At 65.6% G+C, this 22,235-nt stretch carries 21 protein-coding genes; 5 read left to right on the top strand and 16 right to left on the bottom strand.

Features of this window, described 5'->3' with window-relative positions:
- Positions 1 to 32: 32 nt before the first annotated feature.
- Both ilvN and ACLQI9_RS20805 read right to left on the bottom strand, forming a co-directional pair.
- Complete coding sequence (gene ilvN / locus ACLQI9_RS20810) at positions 33 to 545, bottom strand: acetolactate synthase small subunit (protein WP_442392097.1); 513 nt, start codon at positions 543 to 545, stop codon at positions 33 to 35.
- A complete protein-coding gene (locus ACLQI9_RS20805) occupies positions 545 to 2,395 on the bottom strand; it encodes an acetolactate synthase large subunit (RefSeq protein ID WP_442392096.1) in 1,851 nt (616 codons plus the stop codon). Before ACLQI9_RS20805 ends, ilvN begins: the two co-directional genes overlap by 1 nt.
- A 314-nt stretch (positions 2,396 to 2,709) precedes the next feature.
- Here ACLQI9_RS20805 and ACLQI9_RS20800 point away from each other — a divergent pair, with 314 nt between their 5' ends.
- On the top strand, positions 2,710 to 3,048 hold the full coding sequence (locus ACLQI9_RS20800) for a PH domain-containing protein (RefSeq protein ID WP_442376404.1): 339 nt from the start codon (positions 2,710 to 2,712) through the stop codon (positions 3,046 to 3,048).
- Between the two features lie 16 nt (positions 3,049 to 3,064).
- On the opposite strand, the gene ACLQI9_RS20795 is transcribed toward ACLQI9_RS20800, so the two are convergent.
- Positions 3,065 to 3,919: a DoxX family protein gene (locus ACLQI9_RS20795; protein ID WP_442392095.1), complete on the bottom strand. Its 855-nt coding sequence runs from the start codon at positions 3,917 to 3,919 to the stop codon at positions 3,065 to 3,067.
- A gap of 167 nt (positions 3,920 to 4,086) precedes the next feature.
- Between ACLQI9_RS20795 and ACLQI9_RS20790 the strand changes: the two genes are divergently transcribed.
- Both ACLQI9_RS20790 and ACLQI9_RS20785 read left to right on the top strand, forming a co-directional pair.
- The gene (locus ACLQI9_RS20790) at positions 4,087 to 5,208 is read left to right on the top strand and encodes a PQQ-dependent sugar dehydrogenase (protein WP_442376390.1); all 1,122 of its coding nucleotides are present in this window, start codon (positions 4,087 to 4,089) and stop codon (positions 5,206 to 5,208) included.
- Between the two features lie 71 nt (positions 5,209 to 5,279).
- The gene (locus ACLQI9_RS20785; RefSeq protein ID WP_442376392.1) at positions 5,280 to 6,773 is read left to right on the top strand and encodes an FAD-dependent oxidoreductase; all 1,494 of its coding nucleotides are present in this window, start codon (positions 5,280 to 5,282) and stop codon (positions 6,771 to 6,773) included.
- A gap of 16 nt (positions 6,774 to 6,789) precedes the next feature.
- Here ACLQI9_RS20785 and ACLQI9_RS20780 read toward each other — a convergent pair whose 3' ends face one another.
- The 10 genes from ACLQI9_RS20780 to hypF form a co-directional block, all read right to left on the bottom strand.
- Positions 6,790 to 7,245: a flavin reductase family protein gene (locus ACLQI9_RS20780; RefSeq protein WP_442376406.1), complete on the bottom strand. Its 456-nt coding sequence runs from the start codon at positions 7,243 to 7,245 to the stop codon at positions 6,790 to 6,792.
- A gap of 80 nt (positions 7,246 to 7,325) precedes the next feature.
- Positions 7,326 to 8,177, bottom strand: a complete 852-nt coding sequence (locus ACLQI9_RS20775) for an alpha/beta fold hydrolase (RefSeq protein WP_442376394.1) — start codon at positions 8,175 to 8,177, stop codon at positions 7,326 to 7,328.
- A 17-nt stretch (positions 8,178 to 8,194) separates the two neighbouring features.
- Positions 8,195 to 9,130: a S1C family serine protease gene (locus ACLQI9_RS20770; RefSeq protein WP_442376396.1), complete on the bottom strand. Its 936-nt coding sequence runs from the start codon at positions 9,128 to 9,130 to the stop codon at positions 8,195 to 8,197.
- Between the two features lie 51 nt (positions 9,131 to 9,181).
- Positions 9,182 to 9,937: a DUF6390 family protein gene (locus tag ACLQI9_RS20765; RefSeq protein WP_442376398.1), complete on the bottom strand. Its 756-nt coding sequence runs from the start codon at positions 9,935 to 9,937 to the stop codon at positions 9,182 to 9,184.
- 3 nt (positions 9,938 to 9,940) lie between these two features.
- Positions 9,941 to 11,083 (bottom strand): hydrogenase formation protein HypD, encoded by a 1,143-nt coding sequence (gene hypD / locus ACLQI9_RS20760; protein ID WP_442376400.1) that lies wholly within the window; start codon positions 11,081 to 11,083, stop codon positions 9,941 to 9,943.
- Between the two features lie 15 nt (positions 11,084 to 11,098).
- On the bottom strand, positions 11,099 to 11,371 hold the full coding sequence (locus ACLQI9_RS20755; protein ID WP_442376402.1) for a HypC/HybG/HupF family hydrogenase formation chaperone: 273 nt from the start codon (positions 11,369 to 11,371) through the stop codon (positions 11,099 to 11,101).
- Positions 11,372 to 11,554: 183 nt separating this feature from the next.
- Entirely contained in the window at positions 11,555 to 12,667 is a 1,113-nt protein-coding gene (hypE, locus tag ACLQI9_RS20750; RefSeq protein ID WP_442381176.1) for a hydrogenase expression/formation protein HypE, read from the bottom strand.
- Positions 12,664 to 13,341: a D-sedoheptulose-7-phosphate isomerase gene (locus tag ACLQI9_RS20745; protein ID WP_442381174.1), complete on the bottom strand. Its 678-nt coding sequence runs from the start codon at positions 13,339 to 13,341 to the stop codon at positions 12,664 to 12,666. The genes hypE and ACLQI9_RS20745 overlap by 4 nt, the downstream gene beginning before the upstream one ends.
- Positions 13,342 to 13,414: 73 nt before the next feature.
- On the bottom strand, positions 13,415 to 14,140 hold the full coding sequence (locus ACLQI9_RS20740) for a HypC/HybG/HupF family hydrogenase formation chaperone (protein WP_442381178.1): 726 nt from the start codon (positions 14,138 to 14,140) through the stop codon (positions 13,415 to 13,417).
- Positions 14,141 to 14,156: 16 nt separating this feature from the next.
- A complete protein-coding gene (gene hypF / locus ACLQI9_RS20735; protein ID WP_442392094.1) occupies positions 14,157 to 16,496 on the bottom strand; it encodes a carbamoyltransferase HypF in 2,340 nt (779 codons plus the stop codon).
- 393 nt (positions 16,497 to 16,889) lie between these two features.
- Here hypF and ACLQI9_RS20730 point away from each other — a divergent pair, with 393 nt between their 5' ends.
- Together ACLQI9_RS20730 and ACLQI9_RS20725 are read left to right on the top strand one after the other, a co-directional pair.
- Complete coding sequence (locus ACLQI9_RS20730; protein ID WP_442379028.1) at positions 16,890 to 17,294, top strand: hypothetical protein; 405 nt, start codon at positions 16,890 to 16,892, stop codon at positions 17,292 to 17,294.
- A 271-nt stretch (positions 17,295 to 17,565) separates the two neighbouring features.
- The gene (locus tag ACLQI9_RS20725) at positions 17,566 to 17,934 is read left to right on the top strand and encodes a hypothetical protein (RefSeq protein WP_442379030.1); all 369 of its coding nucleotides are present in this window, start codon (positions 17,566 to 17,568) and stop codon (positions 17,932 to 17,934) included.
- A gap of 9 nt (positions 17,935 to 17,943) precedes the next feature.
- Here ACLQI9_RS20725 and gatB read toward each other — a convergent pair whose 3' ends face one another.
- The 3 genes from gatB to gatA all read right to left on the bottom strand — a co-directional run bounded on the left by gatB (position 17,944) and on the right by gatA (position 22,160).
- A complete protein-coding gene (gene gatB / locus ACLQI9_RS20720) occupies positions 17,944 to 19,458 on the bottom strand; it encodes an Asp-tRNA(Asn)/Glu-tRNA(Gln) amidotransferase subunit GatB (protein WP_442379032.1) in 1,515 nt (504 codons plus the stop codon).
- A gap of 46 nt (positions 19,459 to 19,504) precedes the next feature.
- Positions 19,505 to 20,536 (bottom strand): ATP-dependent 6-phosphofructokinase, encoded by a 1,032-nt coding sequence (locus ACLQI9_RS20715; RefSeq protein WP_442379034.1) that lies wholly within the window; start codon positions 20,534 to 20,536, stop codon positions 19,505 to 19,507.
- A gap of 136 nt (positions 20,537 to 20,672) precedes the next feature.
- Complete coding sequence (gene gatA / locus ACLQI9_RS20710) at positions 20,673 to 22,160, bottom strand: Asp-tRNA(Asn)/Glu-tRNA(Gln) amidotransferase subunit GatA (protein ID WP_442392093.1); 1,488 nt, start codon at positions 22,158 to 22,160, stop codon at positions 20,673 to 20,675.
- Positions 22,161 to 22,235: the final 75 nt, after the last annotated feature.

The following is a 22,235-nucleotide window of genomic DNA, read 5'->3' as shown; positions in this document are numbered from 1 at the left end:
TCCTTTTTTTCTAGGCTCTCGGATTCGAATGGTTACTTTGCCGAACCGATGCCGCGTGGACCGCGGGACAACGACACCACTCCCGATTGGACGATTTCGCGGATACCGAAGGGCTCGAGTACCCGCAGCAGCGCCTCGATCTTGCCGCGGTCACCGGTCGCTTCGATCGTCAGCGATTCGGGCGATACGTCAATGACCTTGGCGCGGAACAGGTTCACCGCCTCGATGACCTGGCTGCGGGTGCCGGCGTCGGCCCGCACCTTGATCAGCGCCAACTCCCGGGCCACCGACTTTTCGTCATCCTGCTCGATGATCTTGATGACGTTGATGAGCTTGTTGAGCTGCTTGGTGATCTGCTCGAGCGGTGTCTCCTCCGCGGAGACGACGATCGTCATCCGGGACATGTCTTTCTGCTCGGTCGCGCCGACGGCGAGCGATTCAATGTTGAACCCGCGCCGGGAAAATAACGCAGCCACACGCGCGAGCACACCGGGTTTGTCTTCGACCAGCACCGACAACGTGTGCGTCTTCGGCGATCCAGTCATCAGGCGTGTCCTTCGGACTCGTCGTCGAAGAGCGGGCGGATGCCGCGGGCAGCCTGAATCTCGTCGTTGCTGGTTCCGGCGGCAACCATCGGCCACACCTGCGCGTCCGCGCCGACGATGAAGTCGATCACCACCGGCCGGTCGTTGATCGCCCGGGCCTGGTTGATCACGTCGACGACGTCTTCTTCACGCTCACAACGCAATCCGACGCAGCCCAGCGCCTCGGCCAACTTGACGAAGTCCGGGATGCGATGCGAGTGGGTGGCCAGGTCGGTCTGCGAATAGCGCTCCTGATAAAACAGCGACTGCCATTGCCGCACCATGCCCAGGTTGCCGTTGTTGATCAGCGCCACCTTGATCGGCGCGCCCTCGATCGCGCAGGTCGCCAGTTCCTGGTTGGTCATCTGAAAGCAGCCGTCGCCGTCAATCGCCCACACCTCTGCATCCGGGCGAGCGATCTTGGCGCCCATGGCCGCCGGGATGGCGAAACCCATGGTCCCCAGCCCGCCGGAATTCAACCAGGTGCGCGGCTTTTCGTACTTGATGAACTGCGCCGCCCACATCTGGTGCTGGCCGACACCGGCGACGTACACCGCATCCGGGCCTGCGATCTCACCCAGCTTCTCGATGACGCACTCGGGGCTCAGGCTGCCGTCGCTTTGCGGCCCGTAGCTCAACGGGTAGGTGGCCCGCACACCGTCGAGGTAGTCCCACCAGGCCGCGATGTCGCTATGGCCCGCCACCCCGTCGTGGCGCAGCATCTCGATCAGATCGGTGATGACGGCCTTGACGTCACCGACGATCGGCACGTCGGCGTTTCGGTTCTTGCCGATCTCGGCGGGGTCGATGTCGGCGTGGATGACCTTGGCCTCGGGGGCGAACGAGTCGAGCTGTCCGGTCACCCGATCGTCGAAACGGGTGCCCAGCGCAATCAACAGGTCGCTGCGCTGCAGCCCCGCCACCGCCGCCACCGTGCCATGCATGCCCGGCATGCCCAGGTGCTGCCGGTGGCTGTCCGGGAACGCCCCTCGTGCCATCAGCGTGGTCACCACCGGAATGCCGGTCAGCTCGGCCAATTCGCGCAGCTCCTCGGTGGCCTCGCCCCGAATGACGCCGCCGCCGACGTAGAGCACAGGTTTGCGCGCGGCGGCGATCAATTTGGCGGCCTCGTGAACTTGGCGGTTATGCGGTTTGGTGTTCGGCTTGTAGCCGGGCAGGTCCATGTGCGGCGGCCAGCTGAACGTGCACTGGCCTTGCAGCACGTCTTTGGGGATGTCGACGAGCACCGCCCCGGGCCGTCCGGAGGACGCAATGTGGAAGGCCTCGGCTAGCACCCGGGGGATCTCGTCACCGTTGCGGACTAGGAAGTTGTGTTTGGTGATCGGCATGGTGATACCGGAGATGTCAGCCTCCTGGAAGGCGTCGGTCCCGATCAGCGAACGCCCGACCTGTCCGGTGACGGCGACCACCGGGATCGAGTCCATCTGCGCGTCGGCCAGCGGAGTCACCAGGTTGGTGGCACCGGGACCCGAGGTGGCCATGCAAACGCCGACTTTCCCGGTGGCGTGTGCGTAGCCGCTGGCCGCGTGGCCCGCGCCCTGCTCATGGCGAACCAGCACGTGGCGCAGCTTTTTCGAATCGAATAGCGGGTCATAGACGGGTAGTACGGCGCCGCCAGGGATTCCGAAGATGACGTCGACGTCGAGCTCCTCCAACGACCTGATCACCGACTGCGCGCCGGTCAGTTGTTGCGGCGCAACGTGTTTAGGCGGTGCCGGCCTCTTTGGCTTGGCCAGCGTGCCGTTGATGGGTTGCGACGGCTGTGGCTGTCGCGTAGTGGGAGCGCTCACTGGTTCCTCTTTAAGTCCTGATGGTTGATTTCGGAACGTTGACAAGAAAAAACCCCCGCCAGCTCAGCGGCTGCACGAGGGTTGCGCGTTGGTGCTCGAAAGCTATCCCGGCGTGGGCTAGTCAGCCACCAACGCGCCGACCAATTACTACGAGCATTTCACGGCTGTCCATAACGTTCGACGGTAGCCTCCGCACAGGTCAGACGTCAAATCCCGGTTGTTGGGCCCGCTGGGTTGGGTGCCATGATGCACAGGTGGTTACCGATTCATCGGACACGCCCCCTACGCCGCCGGTGGTGATCAACATCTCACCGATGGCTCACTTCGCGGTGGGTTTCTTCGCTCTCGGGCTGCTTATCCCGGTCTTCACCTGGCCGGCGACCGCGCCGCTACTGATCATCCCGGTGGTCTTGTCGGCGTTAATCATTCGGCTTCACACGCAGGCCGACCGAGACGGCGTGACCGTGCGCACGCTGCTCGGCAGTCAGAGTGTGCGTTGGGCGGACATCGACGGGCTGCGGTTCAATAAAAGCTCATGGGCGCGTGCCCAGCTCAAAGACGGCGGCACGTTGCGATTGCCCGCGGTTACCTTCGCCACCCTGCCGCTGCTGACCGAGGCCAGCGGCGGCCGAGTGCCCAATCCGTACAGCTGATCGGGGTGAGCGCAGCTCAGCTCACCGGGTTGGCGCCGTTGAGCAGCACCCAGAGCGCGACGCCGGCGCCGATGCCCACTACCAGTGCCGCAAACGACCCGATGAACGGCCGCCGGGCCCACCCGCGACCTGCGTCGAAGCCGTAACGCCCCGGCCCGACCAGGATAACGGCGACGGCCATGACGATCAGGGTGATCTCGTATTCGTGTCCGTTCGGCAGAAAGAACGGAAAGGACCTCGTGTGCTGCGCCGACATCCCGGCGAGCAGGCTGTTGGTCAGGTAGGCCAGCGCACCGGCAGCGGCCAGTGGCGTGAATAGCCCCAGCACCAGCAGTACGCCGGCGGCGATCTCGCCGCCGGCGGCGCAGTAGGTGAGGATGTCGGCGTGTTGATAGCCTGCGTCGGATAGCGAGTTTTTGAATCCGCTCAGTCCCTGCCCGCCCCACCAGCCGAACAGCTTCTGGAGGCCGTGCGCGACGAGCACCGCGCCCAGACCGACCCGCAGGATCAGCAGACCGAGATGCTGGGTGCCGCGACGGGCGGCGGCGCGCACCCGCTCGTCATCGGGGTGGTGCTCGTGTTCGTCGATCGCCTCGGTGCCGAATGCCGAGTGCCGGCCGTTGGATTGGGGCTGGTACGGCAACGGCTGCTGCCCGCCGATCAGCCCGTATCCCGAGCTGGACGAGCGGACACCGCTGGAGTCGTTGGAATCGTAGTGCGGGATCGTGGTCGTCTCGAAATCGCCTGCATATGTGGCTGACGGCAGGTCGTCCTCCGGGTCGACCAGGCTTGCTGAGGCCGGCCGCACGGGAGTAGGCACCGCGGAATCGTCCGGCCGCTGCCAACGTGAGTCACTCGATTGACTGGTCACGGTGTCAGGGTAAGGGCAATTCGACCTGAATTGGGGATTTGAGCGGCGCTTTCGCTGTGCCGATTAGCGTGTCGCCGCGCGCGGTTTCCAGTTTGCGGGCCAAATACTGCCGACGCGCGCCACCCCGTCGCGGGCACCTGAGCCGAGATATCCGTAATCTGGCTGCTATGCAGTCGTGGTGGTCGGGACGGCGCGGGCTGACCGCGCTCTGCTCAACGCTGCTGGTTTTGGCCGGTTGCGCGCAGTTCAACGATTCCGCATCGCAGCCGTTCACCACCGAGCCCGAACGCCATGCGCCGCCGAGTTCGACGCCCCCGCCGCCACCACCGTTGCCTGACAAGCCGTTTCCCAAGGAGTGCCCGGCACCAGGGGTAATGCAGGGCTGCCTGGAAAGCACCAGCGGCCTGCTCATGCAGCCTGACAGCAAGTCAGCACTGGTCGCCGAGCGGACGACCGGCGCCGTCAAAGAGGTGTCGGTCAGCGCCGAGCCGAAGGTGAAGACCGTCATCCCGGTCGACCCGTCCGGTGACGGCGGGCTGATGGACATCGTGCTCTCACCGACCTACTCACAGGACCGGCTGATGTACGCCTACGTCAGCACCCCCACCGACAACCGGATTATCCGCGTCGCCGACGGCGATGTCCCGAAGGACATCTTGACCGGGATCCCGAAAGGTGCGACCGGGAATACCGGCGCGCTGCTGTTCACCAGCCCCACCACGCTGGTCGTGCTCACCGGCGACGCCGGCAACCCGGCGATGGCCGCCGATCCCGCGTCGTTGGCCGGCAAAGTCATCCGCATCGAGCAGCCCACAACGCTGAACCAGGCACCGCCGACCACGGCGCTGAGCGGTGTCGGCGCCGGCGGCGGCTTGTGCACCGACCCCGTCGACGGCTCGCTCTATGTCCTCGACCGAGCTCCCACGGCCGACCGGTTGCAGCGCATCACCAAGGACTCGAAGGTCTCCACGGTGTGGACCTGGCCGGATCGGCCGGGTGTAGCCGGCTGCGCGGCGTTGGACGGCACCGTGCTGGTCAACCTGATCAATACCAAGCAGACGGTGGCCATCCACCTCGCGCAGGGAACCGGCGCGGTCACCGGCCCGCCCGACGTCGTGCGTCAGGACACCCACGGCCACGCCTGGGCGCTGCGGATGTCGCCGGACGGCAACGTTTGGGGGGCGACGGTCAACAAGACCGACGGCGACGCCGCGAAGCTCGACGACGTGGTGTTCCCGCTGTTCCCCCAGGGCGGCGGCTTCCCGCGGGCCAACGAGGACAAGACCTAGCCTCGCGATTGCGCGCCGGAACGCCCTGACGCGAAGCCTTGACACCTCCCGTTCATCCGAGCGGCTAGGTTGTGGCTGCGCAAACGACCAATTCACCAAAAGGTTCTGAACTGCAGAGTAAATTGCCGGTATTCGTCGGCCAGGAGGTCGCCGTGGCGAAAATTGGTGATCACGCGGTCGTTCTTGGGGCCAGCATGAGCGGTCTATTGGCTGCCAGAGTCCTTTCCGATTTTTATCGAACCGTCACGGTGGTCGAGCGTGATGTGATGCCGACTGACGCCGCTCAACGACGCGGCGTGCCGCAGGGTCAGCACGTGCACGCGCTCTGGCCGCGGGGCTCGCAGATCCTGAATGAGTTGTTTTCCGGCTTCTTCACCGAGCTTGTCACCGACGGTGGCAAGGTTTGGGACGACGGGGATTCGTCAAAATTCTATCTGTCGTTTGGCGGCCACCAATTCGTTCGATCCGGAACCTTCCCTCACTTTCAACCGCGCGACGCAACGCACCACCAAAGCCGGCCGTTTCTCGAGGATCACGTTCGGCGACGGGTACGTGCCATCCCTAACGTGACCATGAGGGACGGGCACGACGTGGTCAAGCTGACCTGCAGCAAAGACCGAAGCCGCGTTACCGGAGTGAGTATCGCTTCTCGGCAAAGTGACGAAAACCAGTCGATGAGTGCCGATCTCGTCGTGGATGCGACGGGCCGCGGCTCTCGAATGCCCGCGTTCTTGGAATCTCTCGGCTATGACCGCCCTGTCGAGGACGAAGTCGTGATGCGACTGGCCTACAGCAGTCAGTTGCTGCGGATCCCGCCGGGCATGCATAACGGACTAGCCGTGCTGATTGGGCCGGTTCCAGGGCGCCCGACAGGAATGGCGTTATTCACCTACGAGGACTACACGTGGTTGCTGACTACAATCGGGTTGGCCGGTCACGAGCCGCCGGCCGACTTAACGGGAATGCTGCGTTTCATCGAAGATTTCACGCCCCCTGAAGTCCTGTCTGCGCTGCAGTGCGCCCGACCGCTCGGGGACGTGGCCCGGTATCGGACGCCATCGAGCCGATGGCGCCGCTACGACAAGATACGGCGGTTTCCAGCCGGTCTGCTCGTCTTTGGTGACGCGATATGCAGCTTCAACCCGATCTACGGCCAGGGGATGACGGTTGCCGCACTCGAAGCTGTCGCGCTCGACCGTTGTTTGCGCCGCGGCCGAAGCAACCTAGCGCCGAAATTCTTCCACGCTGCCGCCAAACCCATCGGTGTGGCGTGGCAGCTGGCCGTGGGAGGTGACCTGGCCCTACCCGAGATTGAGGGGCTCAGGCCGTTATCGATGCGGCTGGCCAACAAATATGTCGATCGGGTGCAGACCGCCGCTGAGACGAATCTCGCAGTGGCGGAACAATTCCTGAAAGTTGCCGGCTTTTCCTCGCGTCCCGCCAGCCTTTTCGCACCCTCGGTCGTTTTCCGGGTCGCCGCCGTCAACTGGCAACGAAGACGCGCACCTGCTTCTGAACTCGCTCTAAAGGCGAGCCAGAGTCCGACTCAAGGCGGTGCGGCCTAGGCGTTACGGCCTGATCTCAGGCCTCGTGACCGGGTTCGAGGTCGGCGACGTCGGCGAAGCTGACCAGATCATCGGAGCGTTCAGGGGCGTCTCCGGTGACGGGTTCCAACAGGTAACCAACGTGGTCGCCGAGGTCGAACCGCTCGAGCGTCTTGCCGACGAACCATGCCACCGCGTCGTCGAGAATCGGCATGCCCTCCCGACCGGTGTGCCACAAGCAGTGATCGAATTTGTTGACCTGGTCGCCGGTTTGGCCGCCGAAAAGGCGGGCCAAGCCGATGTGGCGGCGCGGTAGCACGTGCACCGCCAGATAATCGGATCGCGCTGCCACTCCAAAGGTGTGGTTGTTCTTGGACAGCCCGACCAGAAACCGTGAGGGCCGCATGCTGGTTTGGGTGGCAAAGCCGACCAGGCAACCCGACGGGTGACCGTCGGCTTGGGTCGTCACCACAAACATCGTGTAGTCCAGCATCCCGACCAGCCGGTCGAAAAATTCGTCGCCCACACCGCCATCATGAACCAACGTCACCGATGATTCGGGCGCAAGCGCGATTACATTGCGTCAGAATCGCTTTCGCGATCCCCGAACAGAAACTGGTCGACGAGAGCGCTCACCAACGTTGGGTCTTCCAGGCCGGCGAGGTGAGCCACCCCCTCCAGGACACGAATCGACGCGTTGGGGATGGCGTCGGCCATCGCGATCGCTTCTCGGGGCGGGAACGTGGCGTCTTCAGCGCCTGCGACAACGAGCACCGGTGTCATGATGCCGCCCAACAACGCCCGCTGGTCGGGTCGGGCCGGAACCACGCTCTTCACCGCCCACGAGGCAGAAGCGATATTGACCGATTTCACCGCCGAACGAACATGTGCCACAACGTCGGGACGCTCCCGAAAGGTCGTCGGCCCCAAGAAAGCCTTGAGCACCGGTCGGATCAGCATCGGTCCGATCTCTCCTTGCCATCGCGCAAGCCGGAGCAACATTGCGAATTGAACCTTCTGGCGGATGCTGGCCAGGCCGGCGGTGCAGTTCATCAGGACCGCCCGGCCGATCCGGTCCGGATGGGTCGCGGCGAACGTCGCGCCGATCATGCCGCCCCACGAGTTGCCGACGAAGTGAGCTCGTTCAATGCCGAGCCCGTCGAGGATGTCGACAACACAGCGAGCGCAATCGCCGAACGTGAACATGTCTGTCAGGGGCTGACTTCCGCCTTGGCCCGGTGGGTCGACCAGGACCACCTGCGAGCGCCCGACGAGATCATCGGCCACCCCATGCCACATGTCTCCGGTCATCAACAAACTCGGCCAGAACACGATCGGGGTGCCCGTTCCACCGACCTGCACCCGCACCTTTCCGAGCACGGTGTCCACCGTCCGCTCGGAAAGATGATCGCCGATGCCGGTCATCCCGCACCACGATACCGTCAGCGGTCGGCGAGTTCGCGAGGTGTCACGAACACGTCGACGAGGGCGCCGTTGCGCCACACCGTCATTTCGATACGGCGCGCGATCGCGTCCTCGACCATCAGCTGCTGAATCGCGGTGGCGGTGACGACGTTCTTGCCGTCGACGCTGACCACGATGTCTCCCCGTCGCAGACCAGCTTCGGCGGCGGGACTGCCGGCGACCACGCTGGCGATCTGCAGGCCATGGGTGGTGCCGAGTTTCGTGGCAGCGGCCGGCGGCACCGGAATGTGTGCACCGGCAATGCCCAGCCATGCGCGGCGCACACGGCCGGTATGCATCAGCGCCGCGATGATCTTGTGAGTGGATGCGTTGATGGGCACAGCCAATCCGAGGCCCACGCCCGCCACCGCGGTGTTGACCCCGACCATCCGTCCGCGCCCGTCGGCCAGCACGCCGCCGCTGTTTCCCGGATTGAGCGCGGCGTCGGTCTGAATCACTTCGTCGACGACGCGGCCGGATTTGGTGGGTAACGAGCGTCCGACTCCGGAGACAATGCCGGCCGTGACGCTACCGGCCAGGCCCAGTGGATTGCCGATCGCCACGACGAGTTGTCCGACTTGCAGATCCTCGGCGCGGCCCATCGTCACCGGCTCGGGGACGGCACCTCGCGCCTTGAGCACGGCCAGGTCGGAAAGCTCGTCGCGACCGGCAATATCCGCGGCGACGGTGGTGCCATCGGCGAATGCCACCTCCGCGGACCGGGTTCCGGCGACGACGTGAGCGCTGGTCAACAAGTAGCCATCGGGAGTGATGACGCTTGCGCTGCCCCCGCCATTGCCGCGGCGGCTGCGCACCGCGACGCTGGCCACGCTGGGCAGCACCGATTGCGCGACCGCCGTGACCACGGCCGAGTAAGCATCCAGGGCGTCAGCATCCGGGCGATTTTCAGGCATAACCGCCTCAGCGTCGTCACCGGTCGCGTTATGCCCCTGTTCGCCGTCGGCTTAGACCCGCGCCAGCCGCTGATTGGTCACCGCGAGTTGCCGGACGGTCACGTCGGCCAGCACCCGGATTTGCTCGGGCCGCAGCCGCCCGCACAACCGGCCCCAGTGGATCGCGACCTCGTCACCGACGTCGACGTCGGGTACCGCGCTGTAGCCGTCGGCCCAGATGTCGAGGCCGCGCGCCGACGGTTCGGAGAGGGCCAGCACATCGCCGTCCAAGGCCAGCCGTTGACACGACACCTCGACGCCATCGCCGTCGCGGGAAAGCACTGTGCCCCAAGTGATCCGGCAGTTATCCAGCACACCCATCGGATGCTCGTCGACTCCGCGGCCCAGTAGCCGCGACCATGGGTACACCCCGAACACGTGGAAGCAGTGATTGGCGGCGGCCTCGGGCACCAGATCCGGGCCGAGATGCGACCAGTAACGCCCCGCCTGTGGGCCGATGATCGCGAGCAATGCGTCGACAAACTCGCCCGCGTCCAGATCGGCACCGACACCGCCGCCGAGCCAGTAGGACTCGACGAGCCGGTAGTCCAGCGGGTCGGCGATGCCGGTCATCGTGGAGAGCACCTGCAGATAGGGCCAGGCGCCGGAGAATTTCGCCGCGGCCGTCCGAACCTCCTCCACCGACCCGTCCCGCAGCGTCGCGCCCAACGGCGGACCGCAGTAGCCCAGCGCGTTCGGCGCGTAGGCGTAGCGGGCGAACATCTCAGTTCCCCGGATGTCCCGCTTGTCAGAGGTCGGCGCCGACACGGGTCAGGTCCGCCCGGACTCCACCAGCTTGAGGGCGTCTTTATGCATCCGGCCGAAGTTGTAGTAAGCCGCGCAGGCCCCTTCCGGGGACACCATGCAGGTTCCGATCGGAGTCTCTGGGGTGCATGCGGTGCCGAAAACCTTGCATTCCCAGGGTTTCAGCACGCCCTTGAGCACCTCACCGCATTGGCAAGCCTTCGGGTCGGCGACTCGCACACCGGGCATCGAATAGCGCAGTTCGGCGTCAAAGTCCGCGAAGTCATCGCTGAGCCGCAGCGCGCTTTGCGAGATGAACCCCAGGCCCCGCCATTCGAAGTGCGGACGCAGCGCGAATACCTTGCCCATCAGTGCCAGAGCCGCCGGGTTGCCCTGTTCGGGCACCACCCGCGAGTACTGGTTCTCCACCTCGCAACGGCCTTCGCGGATCTGGGTCAACAGCATCGCGACCGAGGCCAGAATGTCCAGCGGCTCGAAACCGGCAACCACCAAAGGTTTTCCGTACACCTCAGGCACGAATCGGTATGGCCGGTTGCCGACAACTGTGGAGACGTGGCCTGGTCCGATGAAGCCGTTCAAGCGCAGGTCTGGTGAGTCGAGGATGGCCTTGATCGGCGGCACGATCGTGACGTGGTTGCAGAACACACTGAAATTGGGCAGGCGCAGATCGCGGGCACGCACCAACGTGACCGCGGTGGACGGGACGGTGGTCTCGAATCCGATGGCGAAGAAGACCACCTGTTTATCCGGGTTGTCGGTGGCGATCTTGAGCGCGTCCAATGGCGAGTAAACGAACCGCACGTCGGCGCCGCGTGCTTTGGCGTCCAGCAGGCTGCCATTGGAGCCGGGCACCCGCATCATGTCGCCGAAACAGGTGAAGATCACGTCGGGTTGTCCGGCCAGCCACATCGCGTCGTCGATACGACCCATCGGAATCACGCAGACCGGACAACCGGGACCGTGAACGAGTTCGACGCTTTCCGGCAGCAGGTGTTCGATGCCGTGGCGGTAGATGGTGTGGGTGTGGCCGCCGCACACCTCCATGAACTTGAAATGATCGGCGCCATCGCCGCTACCGGCCAGGTGCTCGATCGCGACCAGCAGTTTGCGAGCCGCCGCCGGGTCACGGAACTCGTCAACGAATTTCATGTCGTTTCCTTCCCGTCAGATGATCGCCGAGGAATCGAAGGCTTCTATTTCGCTGGTGTAGGCGTCGCCGAGTTTCTTGACGGCCGCCAACGTGAGCAATGCTTCGGTCTCGTCGATCTTGGCCATCGCGAAGCCGACGTGAACCAGCACCCAGTCGTCGGGTTCGGGCATCTCGTTTTCCAGCAGCCGCACCGAGATGGTGCGCTGCACACCATTGACGTCGACCTTCGCCAAGTAGTTCTCGGCGTCGGTGATCTCGACGATCCGCCCCGGGATTCCCAGACACATGTCCGCTCAGTTCCTTTCTCGTGGCGACCCGCTGCACCCGGCTTCGCCGCGCTTGCGATCGCCACGTCCTTTCTCGTAGCGACCCGCTGCACCCGGCTTCGCCGCGCTTGCGATCGCCACATCCTTTCTCGTAGCGACCCGCTGCACCCGGCTTCGCCGCGCTTGCGATCGCCACATCCTTTCTCAGCAGATCCTCGGCAGCGGGTCGCCGACGAGCATGTCGACGATCCGGGAACCACCGAAACCAGTTCGCAGGACAACGGTTTCGGCGGGTTCGACGACGATCTGCCCGACTTCGGCGGCCTCGGCGCCCAACGGATGCGACCGCATCGCCGCCAGACCGGCCTCAGCCTCCTCCGGCGCGACGACGGCAATGAACTTGCCCTCGTTGGCGACGTAAAGCGGGTCGATACCGAGTAGTTCGCACGCGCCGCTCACCATCGGGTGCACCGGGAGGCGATCCTCTTCCAGCAACACTCCCAGACCACAAGCCTGGGCCAGTTCGTTGCAGACGGTGCCGACGCCGCCGCGGGTCGGGTCACGCAGCCAGCGTGTTGACGGCGCGGCCGACAACAGCAGCTCCACCAGCGGGCTCACCGCGGCGGTGTCGGAATGAATGTCAGCCTCGATGGCCAAGTCACCACGGGCCAGCATCACCGCCATCCCGTGATCGCCCATCGACCCCGACAACAGCAGCTTGTCGCCCGGACGCACCGATGCCGGCGACAACTGGCGGCCCACAGGGATCACGCCCACACCGGTGGTCGTAATGAACAGGCCGTCGGCCGCGCCATTGGGCACGACTTTGGTGTCACCGGTCACGATCTGTGCACCGCATTCCGCGGCCGCTGCCGCCATGTCGGCGACAATCTCCTTCAACTCGGCGATCGGAAAGCCCTCTTCGAGAACAAAGGCGGCCGAGATCCATTGCGGCACGGCACCGGCCACCGCCAGATCGTTAGCGGTGCCGTGCACCGCCAGTTCACCGAGTGAGCCGCCGGGAAAACGCCTGGGCTGCACCACGAATGAATCAGTGGACATCACCAGCCGCTCACCGCCGGGCAACTTGATCACCGCTCCGTCACCAAGGGACTCCAGCAGCGGATTGCGGAACGCCTCGATGAAGACGGCGTCCACCAAGGCGGCCGATGCTTTTCCGCCGGCGCCGTGCGCCAGCGTCACGTGATCGTCGAGCAATCGGGGGCGACGTCGGCGGAATGACTCGATCCGCTCGATCACGTCACCCTCGCCGAAACGCGGCCCCGAGGCCAAGTATTCGCCTGACGACTTACTCATAAGGCCTCCACTGGCTGGGTAGCCATCTGGTCGTGCACTGCCAGCCACAGCTGATAGCCAAGCAGCGCTTGGGATTCCTGAATCCTGTGCACACTTTGCGAGCGAACCACGAAGCACGCGTCGACATCCGGGCTTTTCGCGAACGCGCCGCCCTCGTATCCGGCGAAGCCGATGGTGTACATGCCGCGATGGCGCGCCTCCTTGAAAGCGGCCATCAGGTTGGGCGAGCTGCCGCTGGTCGACATCGCGATCGCGATGTCGCCGGCTTTTCCGCGGGCGATCAACTGCCGGGCGAACACCAGCTCGAACCCGACGTCGTTGCCGAGCGCGGTCATGATGGCCTGATCGGCGGTCAACGACCAGGCCGGCAAGGGGCTACCGACCGGCGGCTGGGCGAACAGCCGCGCCAAAGTGGTGCAGTCGGTGCAACTTCCGCCGTTGCCGAAAGTGAACAGCCGTCCCCCGTCACTGAACCGACGCGCCATCTCGGTGGCGGCGCGCCCGATCAGTTCGGTGTTGGCCTCCAGCGTCGAGCGGCGCAGCGCCAGACTTTCGGCGGCCTTGGCCTGCGCCGAGGCAGCCAGGTCGGCGAGTAGCGATTTGGGATCGTCTTCCTGCGCGTCGATGAACGGATAGAGGAAGTTCGTGGGCTCTTCTTGTGGAGCGGAAGTCATGAGCGCCGCTCTCCCCCGCAAGCGGGAGGTGCCCCCACCTCATCGCTGCTTCGTATATCGTCGCTGGCGCGGGTCATCGCACCTCCTCCTGCTCGACGCGGCTAATCGCCGTCCCGGCGTGCACCAGTAGCAGTTCGCCAGCGGCGACCGGGTCGACCAGTGTGGTCGCCACCGTTTCGACGCCGTTGGCGGTGCGCACCGTGGCCATTCCGTCGGCCGTCGCGGTAAGCACCTCTCCCAGGCGACCTTCGTCGCTGCAGGTGATACAGACGTCGTCCGTGCACACATCCGGCTCTTTCAGCAGACCCGGGTGCTCGAAGCAGACGTGGGTCAGCTCCCACAGCAGGTGGTAAAACAACACGAACCCACCGGTCGCAGGGACTCTGGGGTCGGGGTCGTCCAACCACAACACGTGGTCTGCCATCCCGGCTTTGGGCCGCTCGCCACTGCCGATCCAGACGGTCGTGACGCCCCACGCCCGGCTCCGGTGCATCGCCGATCGCACTTCGGGGTCGTCGACGCCGGAGACGGCCACCACGATGTCGCCGGGCCGCACCGACACCCGCACCACGTCGACCACATCGGGTCCGGTGATCGCAACGGCCGGCAACGCCCGCTTGCCCACGATCACCGGATGGATGAATTCGACCGCGATATGCAGCGCATGCGGCTCCCATCCCGGGGCGATGGACCACATCGTGGCGCCCGCCGCGAACCGTTTGGCCAACGTGAACGAGGTGGCTGCCAGATCGGCGGCCAAGTCGGCGTCCAGCCCACGGTCGATCGCGGTGGTCGTCACATCGTTACCCACCGATTCATTCCTCCCCTCGTTCTTCGTCTAGCGCGGTCAGTACCGAGACCGCGGCCTGACCAAGCGCCAATCCCCCGTCGTTGGGTGGAACAGCGTGGTGTGTCAACACTTCGAACCCCGCCTGCTGCAGCCGTTGTCGGCATTCGCGCAGCAGCAGCACGTTCTGGAACACCCCGCCGGTGAGGCCCACCATCCGCACCTCGCCGGCAACCAGGCTGACCACCTCCGAGACCGCTTCCGCGACGGCATGGTGGAAGCCCGCGGCCAGCACCGCCGGTTGGACGCCGTCGCGCAGCGCCGACACCATTGCCCGGACCATGCCGGTCGGGTCGATCACCCCGTCGGTGCGCACGTCCATCCGTAGACCAGCCCGGGCGTTATCGACCGAATCGGCCAGCACCTCAAGTTCGATCGCAGCCTGGCCCTCATACTCGATGCGGTGCCGCACGCCGAGCAGGGAGGCGACGGCGTCGAAGAGCCGGCCCATGCTCGAACACGCCACGCAGCCCGTATTGTTCTCCAATTGCGAACGGATGAGCCGTAATTCAGCAGGAGTGGCCGCGGTGACCGGGGCCAAATCCAGAGTCCAGTCGATGCCGGCCATCCACAACTGCGACAGGGCCATCCGCCACGGGTTGCGCACTGCGGCGTCGCCGCCGGGCAGCGGCACCGGTAACAGGTGGCCGACCCGGACGAAGCGGTGGCTATCCGGCCCAACAGCGAGAATCTCGCCGCCCCAGATCGTTTCGTCGCAGCCATAACCGGTGCCGTCGAAGGACACTCCGATGATCGGTTCGCCCAGCCGACCGTGTTCGGCCAGCAGCGAGGCCACGTGGGCGTGGTGGTGCTGGACGAGATCCAACGGGCGGTCATCGGCATGCCGCTCGGCCCAATCACGGGTCTGATATCCAGGGTGCAGGTCCGCGGCCAATCGCACTGGCCGGTGACGGATTTCACTGAGTTGGCCGACCGCTCGCTCAAACGCCCGCAGCGTCTCCAGCGTTTCCATGTCGCCGATGTGTCCGGACATGTAGGCGCGCGAGCCGTCGGTGAGGCAGAACGTGTTCTTGAGTTCGCCGCCGACGGCCAGTACCGCCGGGCCGTCGCGACCCAGGTCGAAGGGCAGCGGGGCGTAGCCGCGGGAACGGCGGATCGGTAATTCCCGGCCGTCGATGACGCGGACCACCGAGTCGTCACACGGCACATGGATCGGCCGGTTGTGGTCGAGCACCGCGTCGCACAGTGCCGAAAGACGAGACCCGGCATCGTCTTCGGTGAAGCAGATGGGCTCGTCGGAGCGGTTGGCACTGGTCAGCACCAGCGCGTCGGGCACCGCGGGGTCGGCACCGGGAACGGGCGCCAGCAGCAGGTGATGGATCGGCGAATACGGCAGCATCAAACCCAGCAGCGGGCTGCCCGGTGCGACGGCGTCGGCGACGGGCGCGTCGGCGCGTCGGCGCAGCAACACGATCGGCCGGGCGGGACTGGTGAGCACGGCGGCCTCGGCGTCGTCGATGTGCGCGTAGCGGCGGGCAATGCCGAGATCGCGCACCAGCATCGCGAACGGCTTGGCGCCGCGCGCCTTACGGCTCCGCAGCGCGCCCACCGCCGCCTTGTCGTCAACGACACAGGCCAGGTGGTAACCGCCGATACCCTTGATCGCGACGACAGCCCCGGCGGCCAGCGCCCGTTGCGTGGCGGCCAGCGCGGCGTCGGCTGTATCGACCCGATCGGATCCCGAAGAGAACCACAGCGACGGCCCGCAGTCCGGGCAGGCGATCGGCTGGGCGTGGAAACGGCGGTTGGCCGGGTCGTGGTACTCGCCAGCACACCGGTCACACATCGCGAAAGTCGACATGGTGGTGATCGGACGGTCGTAGGGCAACGCGCGAATGATCGTGAACCGCGGGCCGCAGTTGGTGCACGTGACGAACGGGTGCCGGTAGCGGCGGTCCCGCGGGTTGAACAGCTCGGTGATGCAGTCGTCGCAGACCGCGATGTCGGGCGGAATCGGCGTGGTCGCCCCGGGCTCCGCCTGGCTGTCGACGATGCGAAAGCCGTTGCCGCCGCATGTGTTCGCTTCGACGTCGGCGATGGATACCGTGTTGATCCGGGCCAGCGGCGGCGCCTCCGCGCACAGCCGACGCCCGAATTCGTCAATGCGGGCGATCGGCCCCTGAACTTCGATGAACACCGCGCCGGAATCGTTGCCGACGAATCCCGCCAACCCGAGTTCGGTGGCGATCCGGTGGACGAAAGGGCGAAAACCTACTCCCTGGACGACGCCGACGACGGTGAACCGCTGCCTCGCGTCGTCGGATCGCAGCATCAGTGCGTCGGTCATGTGGGCCGCCAAAGGCGCGCAGACATCGAGGTACTGGGCGGCACGACGTTATCGCCGCTTCGATGGGTACCCCAATCAGCACACGTCGCGATCACACCGTTCTGTTGTCACGGCTTCCCCGACAAAACCCATCGTAGGCGCGTACGACATGCCCCGGTCGGGATTCGACTAGCCCAACCCACAAGCGCGCGGGTCAGCTCGTACGCCCTTTGACGACCGTTATCGGAACTGCTTGATGGGCGCTGCTAACGCGCACACCGCTGTTCCACGGGGCCAGATGGTCTTAGCCAATATCTTCCCGGGATTCAGGGTTTTATTAGCTTTTCCTCAGGCTTATTGCACGCATGTACAGCGTGACCTACGTCACAACGGCCAGCGTCGAAGGAGATGGCCATGGAACTCGCCGCCCGCCCCTGGATCACCGCCGGTGTCGCGCCCGTCGGAGCCGGCGTCGTCATCGTCACCCCGGTGAAAGCGGCCGTACTCGATATCGAAGTGGCCGCCGTGCAGCTCACCTCTAGCCCCGAAGGTATCGACCCGATCACGGCGATTGAGGACGTGTTCAAACTCGCGCAAACGAACAGCGTGGCGCTCGATGAGCACTTTTCGCCGGTTCCCTTGCCGACGTTGCAGCAGGTCATCGCCGATCTCCTCGACGGAAAACAAATCGACCTGCAGGCCGCGGGCGACGCGGCGGTCACTCCCTTCCTGCCCGGCTCCGGCCTGCCCCCCGGTGAGATGCCCCTGCCTACCTCTATTCGTCGCTGGATCCAATCCACACGCTGGCTTACACGGTGATTCACGGCACGCTGACGAGTCCGGATCTGCAGTCGCTGCTCGCGTTCACGGCTTCACCGCTTAGCAGCGTGCTCCTCGGTGACCTGGACCCGATCCTCGACCCAGGGCTGGCGTTGGAAAACAGCATCCAGGACGCCCTCGCCGCGCCAGACCCGCAGTCGGCGTTATTCGACCTGCTCAACATTCCTGCCAACATCGCCGACGCAACCCTCAACGGAGAATTCCTCGACGGAACTACGCCGGAGCTCAACATCTCCCGCTGCTGTCGCTGTTGCCGGCGGGCACTTTGCCGCCCAGCGTCGACATCACGTCGCTCGACCTTGTCCTGGGCGGCCTGCTCAGCCCCGGCAGCTCGCTGCTCAATGGCATTAGCGCTACCATCAGCGGTCTTCCTGTCAGCCTCACCGGACACGCGGTCGGGCCCATTGGTTCCTCGATAGAGCTGGACCAGGCCATCGCGACGGCACTCGGCTTCAGCTTCCCAAGTCCAGCCATGGACACCGTTGGCCCACTTGGTGATCTGTTGAGCACCCTCACTACCGCGCTCGACGGCGACCTGTCGACAGCCCTCACCGGTCTTTCCACCGACCTCAGCGCACTGCTGACGGATAGTCTGGGGAACCTGACGAGCCTGTTCTGAGTCCAGCGGCTAACTGCAGGCTTTGAGCACGAGCTCGCGAACCAGCGCCGCGTCGGCCTGGCCCTTGGTGGCCTTCATCACCGCGCCGACGATAGCGCCCGCCGCCTGCACTTTGCCGCCCCGGATCTTCTCCGCCACATCGGGATTGGCGGCCAGCGCCTCGTCGACCGCGGCCTGGATCAGCGAATCATCGCGCACCACGGCCAGTCCGCGCGCGGTCATCACCTGCTCGGGCTCGCCTTCCCCGGCGAGCACGCCCTCGACAACTTGGCGGGCCAGCTTGTTGGACAGCTTGCCCTCATCGACCAACGCCACCACAGCGGCGACTTGCTTCGGCGTGATCGGCAGTTCGTCGAGTTCGACGCCGGCCTCGTTGGCTTTTTGGACCAGGAAGTTGCCCCACCAGGCGCGGGCTTCCTTACTGGACGCGCCGTGCTCGATAGTGGCAGTGACCAACTCGACTGCGCCGGCGTTGACGAGATCGCGCATCACCTCGTCGGAAACACCCCACTCTTGCTGAATTTCCTTGCGCCGCAGCCACGGTAGCTGCGGGATGGTCGGGCGCAATCGGTCGACCAACGCGCGGCTCGGCGCGACCGGCTCCAGGTCCGGCTCCGGGAAATAGCGGTAGTCCTCGGCGGTTTCCTTGGTGCGGCCCGGACTGGTGTACCCGGACTCGTGGAAGTGGCGGGTTTCCTGCGTGACCCGGCCTCCTGACGTCAGAACGGTGCCCTGCCGCTGCATTTCGTAGCGGACGGCGACCTCGACGCTCTTCAGCGAGTTGACGTTCTTGGTCTCGCTGCGAATGCCGAACTGCTCCGCCCCGATTGGCATGAGCGACACGTTGGCGTCACAACGCATCGAGCCCTGGTCCATTCGGACATCGGAGACACCCAACGCGCGCAACAGATCTCGCAGCGCGGTCACGTAGGCCCGGGCGATCTGCGGAGCCCGTTCGCCAGCGCCCACGATCGGTTTGGTGACGATCTCGATCAGCGGTACACCCGCACGGTTGTAGTCGATCAGCGACATCGTCGCGCCATGAATGCGGCCGGTCTCGCTGCCCAGGTGGGTGAGCTTGCCGGTGTCCTCCTCCATGTGCGCGCGTTCGATCTCGACTCGCCAGCTGGTGCCGTCCTCCAGGGGCACCTCCAGATAGCCGTTGACGGCGATCGGCTCGTCATACTGCGAAATCTGGTAGTTCTTCGGCATGTCCGGGTAGAAGTAGTTCTTCCGGGCGAACCGGCACCAGGACACGATCTCGCAGTTCAACGCCAGCCCGATCCGGATCGCCGATTCGACCGCGGCCTCGTTGAGCACCGGTAGCGAACCCGGCAGGCCCAGACACACCGGACACACCTGGGTATTGGGTTCGGCGCCGAACGCGGTGGCGCAGCCACAGAACATCTTGGTGGCGGTGGACAGCTCGACGTGCACTTCCAGGCCGAGCACCGGCTGGTAGCGCGCGATGACGTCGTCGTAGTCGAGCAACTCCGCGCCGGGTGCCTTGGCAGCAGCGGTCATGCGTTCGATCCTAATTGGCCGCCGGAGCCGTCGGCGCGGGGAAGGCCTAGCCGAAGAAGGCGGCGGCGTCGTCGTAGCGGCTCTGCGGTACCAGTTTGAGCTGGCGCACCGCTTCTGCCAGCGGCACCCGGCCGATGTCCTGACCCCGCAGCGAGACCATCTGTCCGTATTCAGCGGCGTGCGCGGCGTCGGCGGCATTCACCCCGAAACGGGTGGCCAGTACCCGGTCATAGGCGGTCGGCGTACCGCCGCGCTGGACGTGGCCAAGCACGGTCACCCGGACTTCTTTGTTGATGCGCTTCTCCACCTCGGCAGCCAACTGGTCGGCCACGCCGGTGAACCGCTCATGGCCGAACTCGTCGATGCCGCCCTGGCGCAGCGTCATCGAGCCTTCAGCCGGTTTGGCGCCTTCGGCGACCACGCAAATGAAGTGTGAGTCGCCGCGCTGGAAACGCCGCTTGACCAATCGGCAGACCTCGTCGATGTCGAAGGGCTGCTCGGGGATCAGCGTCATGTGCGCGCCGGATGCCAGCCCGGCGTTGAGCGCGATCCAGCCGGCGTGTCTGCCCATCACCTCCACCAGCATCACCCGCTGGTGCGATTCGGCGGTGCTGTGCAATCGGTCGATGGCATCGGTGGCCACCATCAGCGCGGTGTCGTGACCGAAAGTCACGTCGGTGCAATCGATGTCGTTGTCAATGGTCTTCGGCACACCGACGACGGGCACGTTCTCTTCAGACAGCCAGTGCGCGGCGGTCAGCGTGCCTTCGCCGCCGATCGGGATGAGCACGTCGATGCCGTTGTCGTCCAAGGTCTGCATGATCTGTTCCAGCCCGGCCCGCAGCTTGTCGGGGTGCACGCGGGCAGTGCCCAGCATCGTTCCACCCTTGGCCAGCAGCCGGTCATTACGGTCGTCGTTGGCCAGCTGCACACGCCGGTTCTCCAACAGCCCGCGCCAGCCGTCCTGGAATCCGACCACCGACGACCCGTACCGCGAGTCGCAGGTGCGCACCACCGCCCGGATGACGGCGTTGAGCCCGGGACAGTCCCCACCACCGGTAAGAATTCCGATCCGCATGACCTCATCTTGCCCTGTGATTGTCGTCGGAGCAGCCGGATCTCATCTTGCCGGGTTCGGAGTGCCGAGATCGACGTTAGCGACACACCCACTCGAAGTTTCCGCGCTGCCGTCGATCTCGGCGACGCACACCGTGTCAAATGGCCGACGGCAGGGGTCCCCGGGCAGCCTCGTAGGCCGCCGCCACCCGATAGAGCCGGTCGTCGGCCAGCGCCGGCGCCATGATCTGCAACCCGACCGGCAGCTTGTCGTCCGGCGACAAACCTGACGGCACCGACATCCCGCAGTGACCGGCCAGGTTCAGCGGCAGCGTGCACAGGTCGAACAGATACATCGCCAACGGGTCGTCGACCTTCTCGCCCAACCGGAACGCCGTCGTCGGCGTGGTCGGCGACACCAGTACGTCAACGGATTGATAGGCCGCGTCGAGATCGCGGGCAATCAACGTGCGCACCTTCTGCGCCTGGTTGTAATAGGCGTCGTAATACCCGGCTGACAGCGCGTAAGTGCCGATCATGATGCGCCGCTTGACCTCCGGCCCGAACCCGGCGGCGCGGGTCAGCGCCATCACCTCCTCGGCGCTGTGCGTGCCGTCGTCGCCGACCCGCAGTCCGTAGCGCATCGCGTCGAAGCGGGCGAGGTTGCTCGACACCTCCGACGGCAAGATCAGGTAGTAGGCGGGCAGCGCGTGATCGAAATGGGGACAGTCAACTTCGGACACGTCGGCACCGATCGCCGTCAACTGCTCGACGGCGCTGTTGAAGGATGCCAACACGCCGGGCTGATACCCGTCGCCGCGCAGCTGCCGGACCACGCCGACGCGCACTCCACTCAGGTCGCCCGCCGCCCCCGCCTTCGCAGCGCCGACGACGTCGGGTATTTCGGCGTCGATGGAGGTGGAGTCGCGTGGATCGTGTCCGGCGATCACCTGGTGCAGCAGCGCGGTGTCGAGGACGTTGCGCGCACACGGACCGCCCTGGTCGAGCGACGACGCGCAGGCCACCAGGCCGTAGCGCGACACCGTGCCGTAGGTCGGTTTGACCCCGACCGTCGCGGTCAGCGCGGCCGGCTGGCGGATGGAGCCGCCGGTGTCGGTCCCGATGGCCAGCGGCGCCTGGAACGCGGCCAGCGCGGCGGCACTGCCGCCCCCGGAGCCGCCCGGCACCCGGTCGGTGTTCCACGGGTTGCGGGTCGGGCCGTAAGCGGAGTTCTCCGTCGACGAGCCCATCGCGAACTCGTCAAGATTGGTCTTGCCGATGGGCACGGCGCCGGCGCGCCGCAGCCGGATGACGGCGGTCGCGTCGTACGGAGGCAACCAGCCTTCGAGGATCCTGGAAGAGCAGGTTGTCGGTGTTCCTTCGGTGCAGAGGTTGTCCTTCAACGCGATCGGGATGCCCGCGAGCGGGCCCGGGTCAACGCCAGACTCCACCAGCCGGTCGACTGCTTCGGCGTCGGCCATGGCCCTCTCGGACATCACCGTGTTGAAGCAGTGCAGGTCACCTTCGAGTTCTGCGACGCGTGCGAGTGCCCTTTCCACAACGGACCGAGCGCTCAGCTCGCCTGAGCGGACGGCGGCTGCGATCTCCGCCACGGATCCCAGACTCGGAGCCGGTTCGGCCGTCATCTAGCTTCCCCGATGATCGGGGGCACCCTGAAGAGGCAGTCCTCGGTGGCGGGAGCCTGGGCGAGAACCGTCGAA

The organism is Mycobacterium sp. (genome assembly GCF_052143115.1).
Lineage (GTDB): Bacteria > Actinomycetota > Actinomycetes > Mycobacteriales > Mycobacteriaceae > Mycobacterium.
Note: the sequence above shows the minus strand (reverse complement) of the source record. Positions and strands in the feature narration are given on the sequence as shown.

Bases quoted from the DNA above. Each gene is read 5' to 3' on its own strand.
- ilvN (WP_442392097.1), bottom strand. From the start codon at position 545: ATGACTGGATCGCCGAAGACGCACACGTTGTCGGTGCTGGTCGAAGAC.
- ACLQI9_RS20800 (WP_442376404.1), top strand. From the start codon at position 2,710: ATGGCTCACTTCGCGGTGGGTTTCTTCGCTCTCGGGCTGCTTATCCCG.
- ACLQI9_RS20790 (WP_442376390.1), top strand. From the start codon at position 4,087: ATGCAGTCGTGGTGGTCGGGACGGCGCGGGCTGACCGCGCTCTGCTCA.
- ACLQI9_RS20780 (WP_442376406.1), bottom strand. From the start codon at position 7,245: ATGCTGGACTACACGATGTTTGTGGTGACGACCCAAGCCGACGGTCAC.
- ACLQI9_RS20775 (WP_442376394.1), bottom strand. From the start codon at position 8,177: ATGACCGGCATCGGCGATCATCTTTCCGAGCGGACGGTGGACACCGTG.
- ACLQI9_RS20770 (WP_442376396.1), bottom strand. From the start codon at position 9,130: ATGCCTGAAAATCGCCCGGATGCTGACGCCCTGGATGCTTACTCGGCC.
- hypD (WP_442376400.1), bottom strand. From the start codon at position 11,083: ATGAAATTCGTTGACGAGTTCCGTGACCCGGCGGCGGCTCGCAAACTG.
- ACLQI9_RS20755 (WP_442376402.1), bottom strand. From the start codon at position 11,371: ATGTGTCTGGGAATCCCGGGGCGGATCGTCGAGATCACCGACGCCGAG.
- hypE (WP_442381176.1), bottom strand. From the start codon at position 12,667: ATGAGTAAGTCGTCAGGCGAATACTTGGCCTCGGGGCCGCGTTTCGGC.
- ACLQI9_RS20745 (WP_442381174.1), bottom strand. From the start codon at position 13,341: ATGACTTCCGCTCCACAAGAAGAGCCCACGAACTTCCTCTATCCGTTC.
- hypF (WP_442392094.1), bottom strand. From the start codon at position 16,496: ATGACCGACGCACTGATGCTGCGATCCGACGACGCGAGGCAGCGGTTC.
- ACLQI9_RS20730 (WP_442379028.1), top strand. From the start codon at position 16,890: ATGGAACTCGCCGCCCGCCCCTGGATCACCGCCGGTGTCGCGCCCGTC.
- gatB (WP_442379032.1), bottom strand. From the start codon at position 19,458: ATGACCGCTGCTGCCAAGGCACCCGGCGCGGAGTTGCTCGACTACGAC.
- ACLQI9_RS20715 (WP_442379034.1), bottom strand. From the start codon at position 20,536: ATGCGGATCGGAATTCTTACCGGTGGTGGGGACTGTCCCGGGCTCAAC.
- gatA (WP_442392093.1), bottom strand. From the start codon at position 22,160: ATGACGGCCGAACCGGCTCCGAGTCTGGGATCCGTGGCGGAGATCGCA.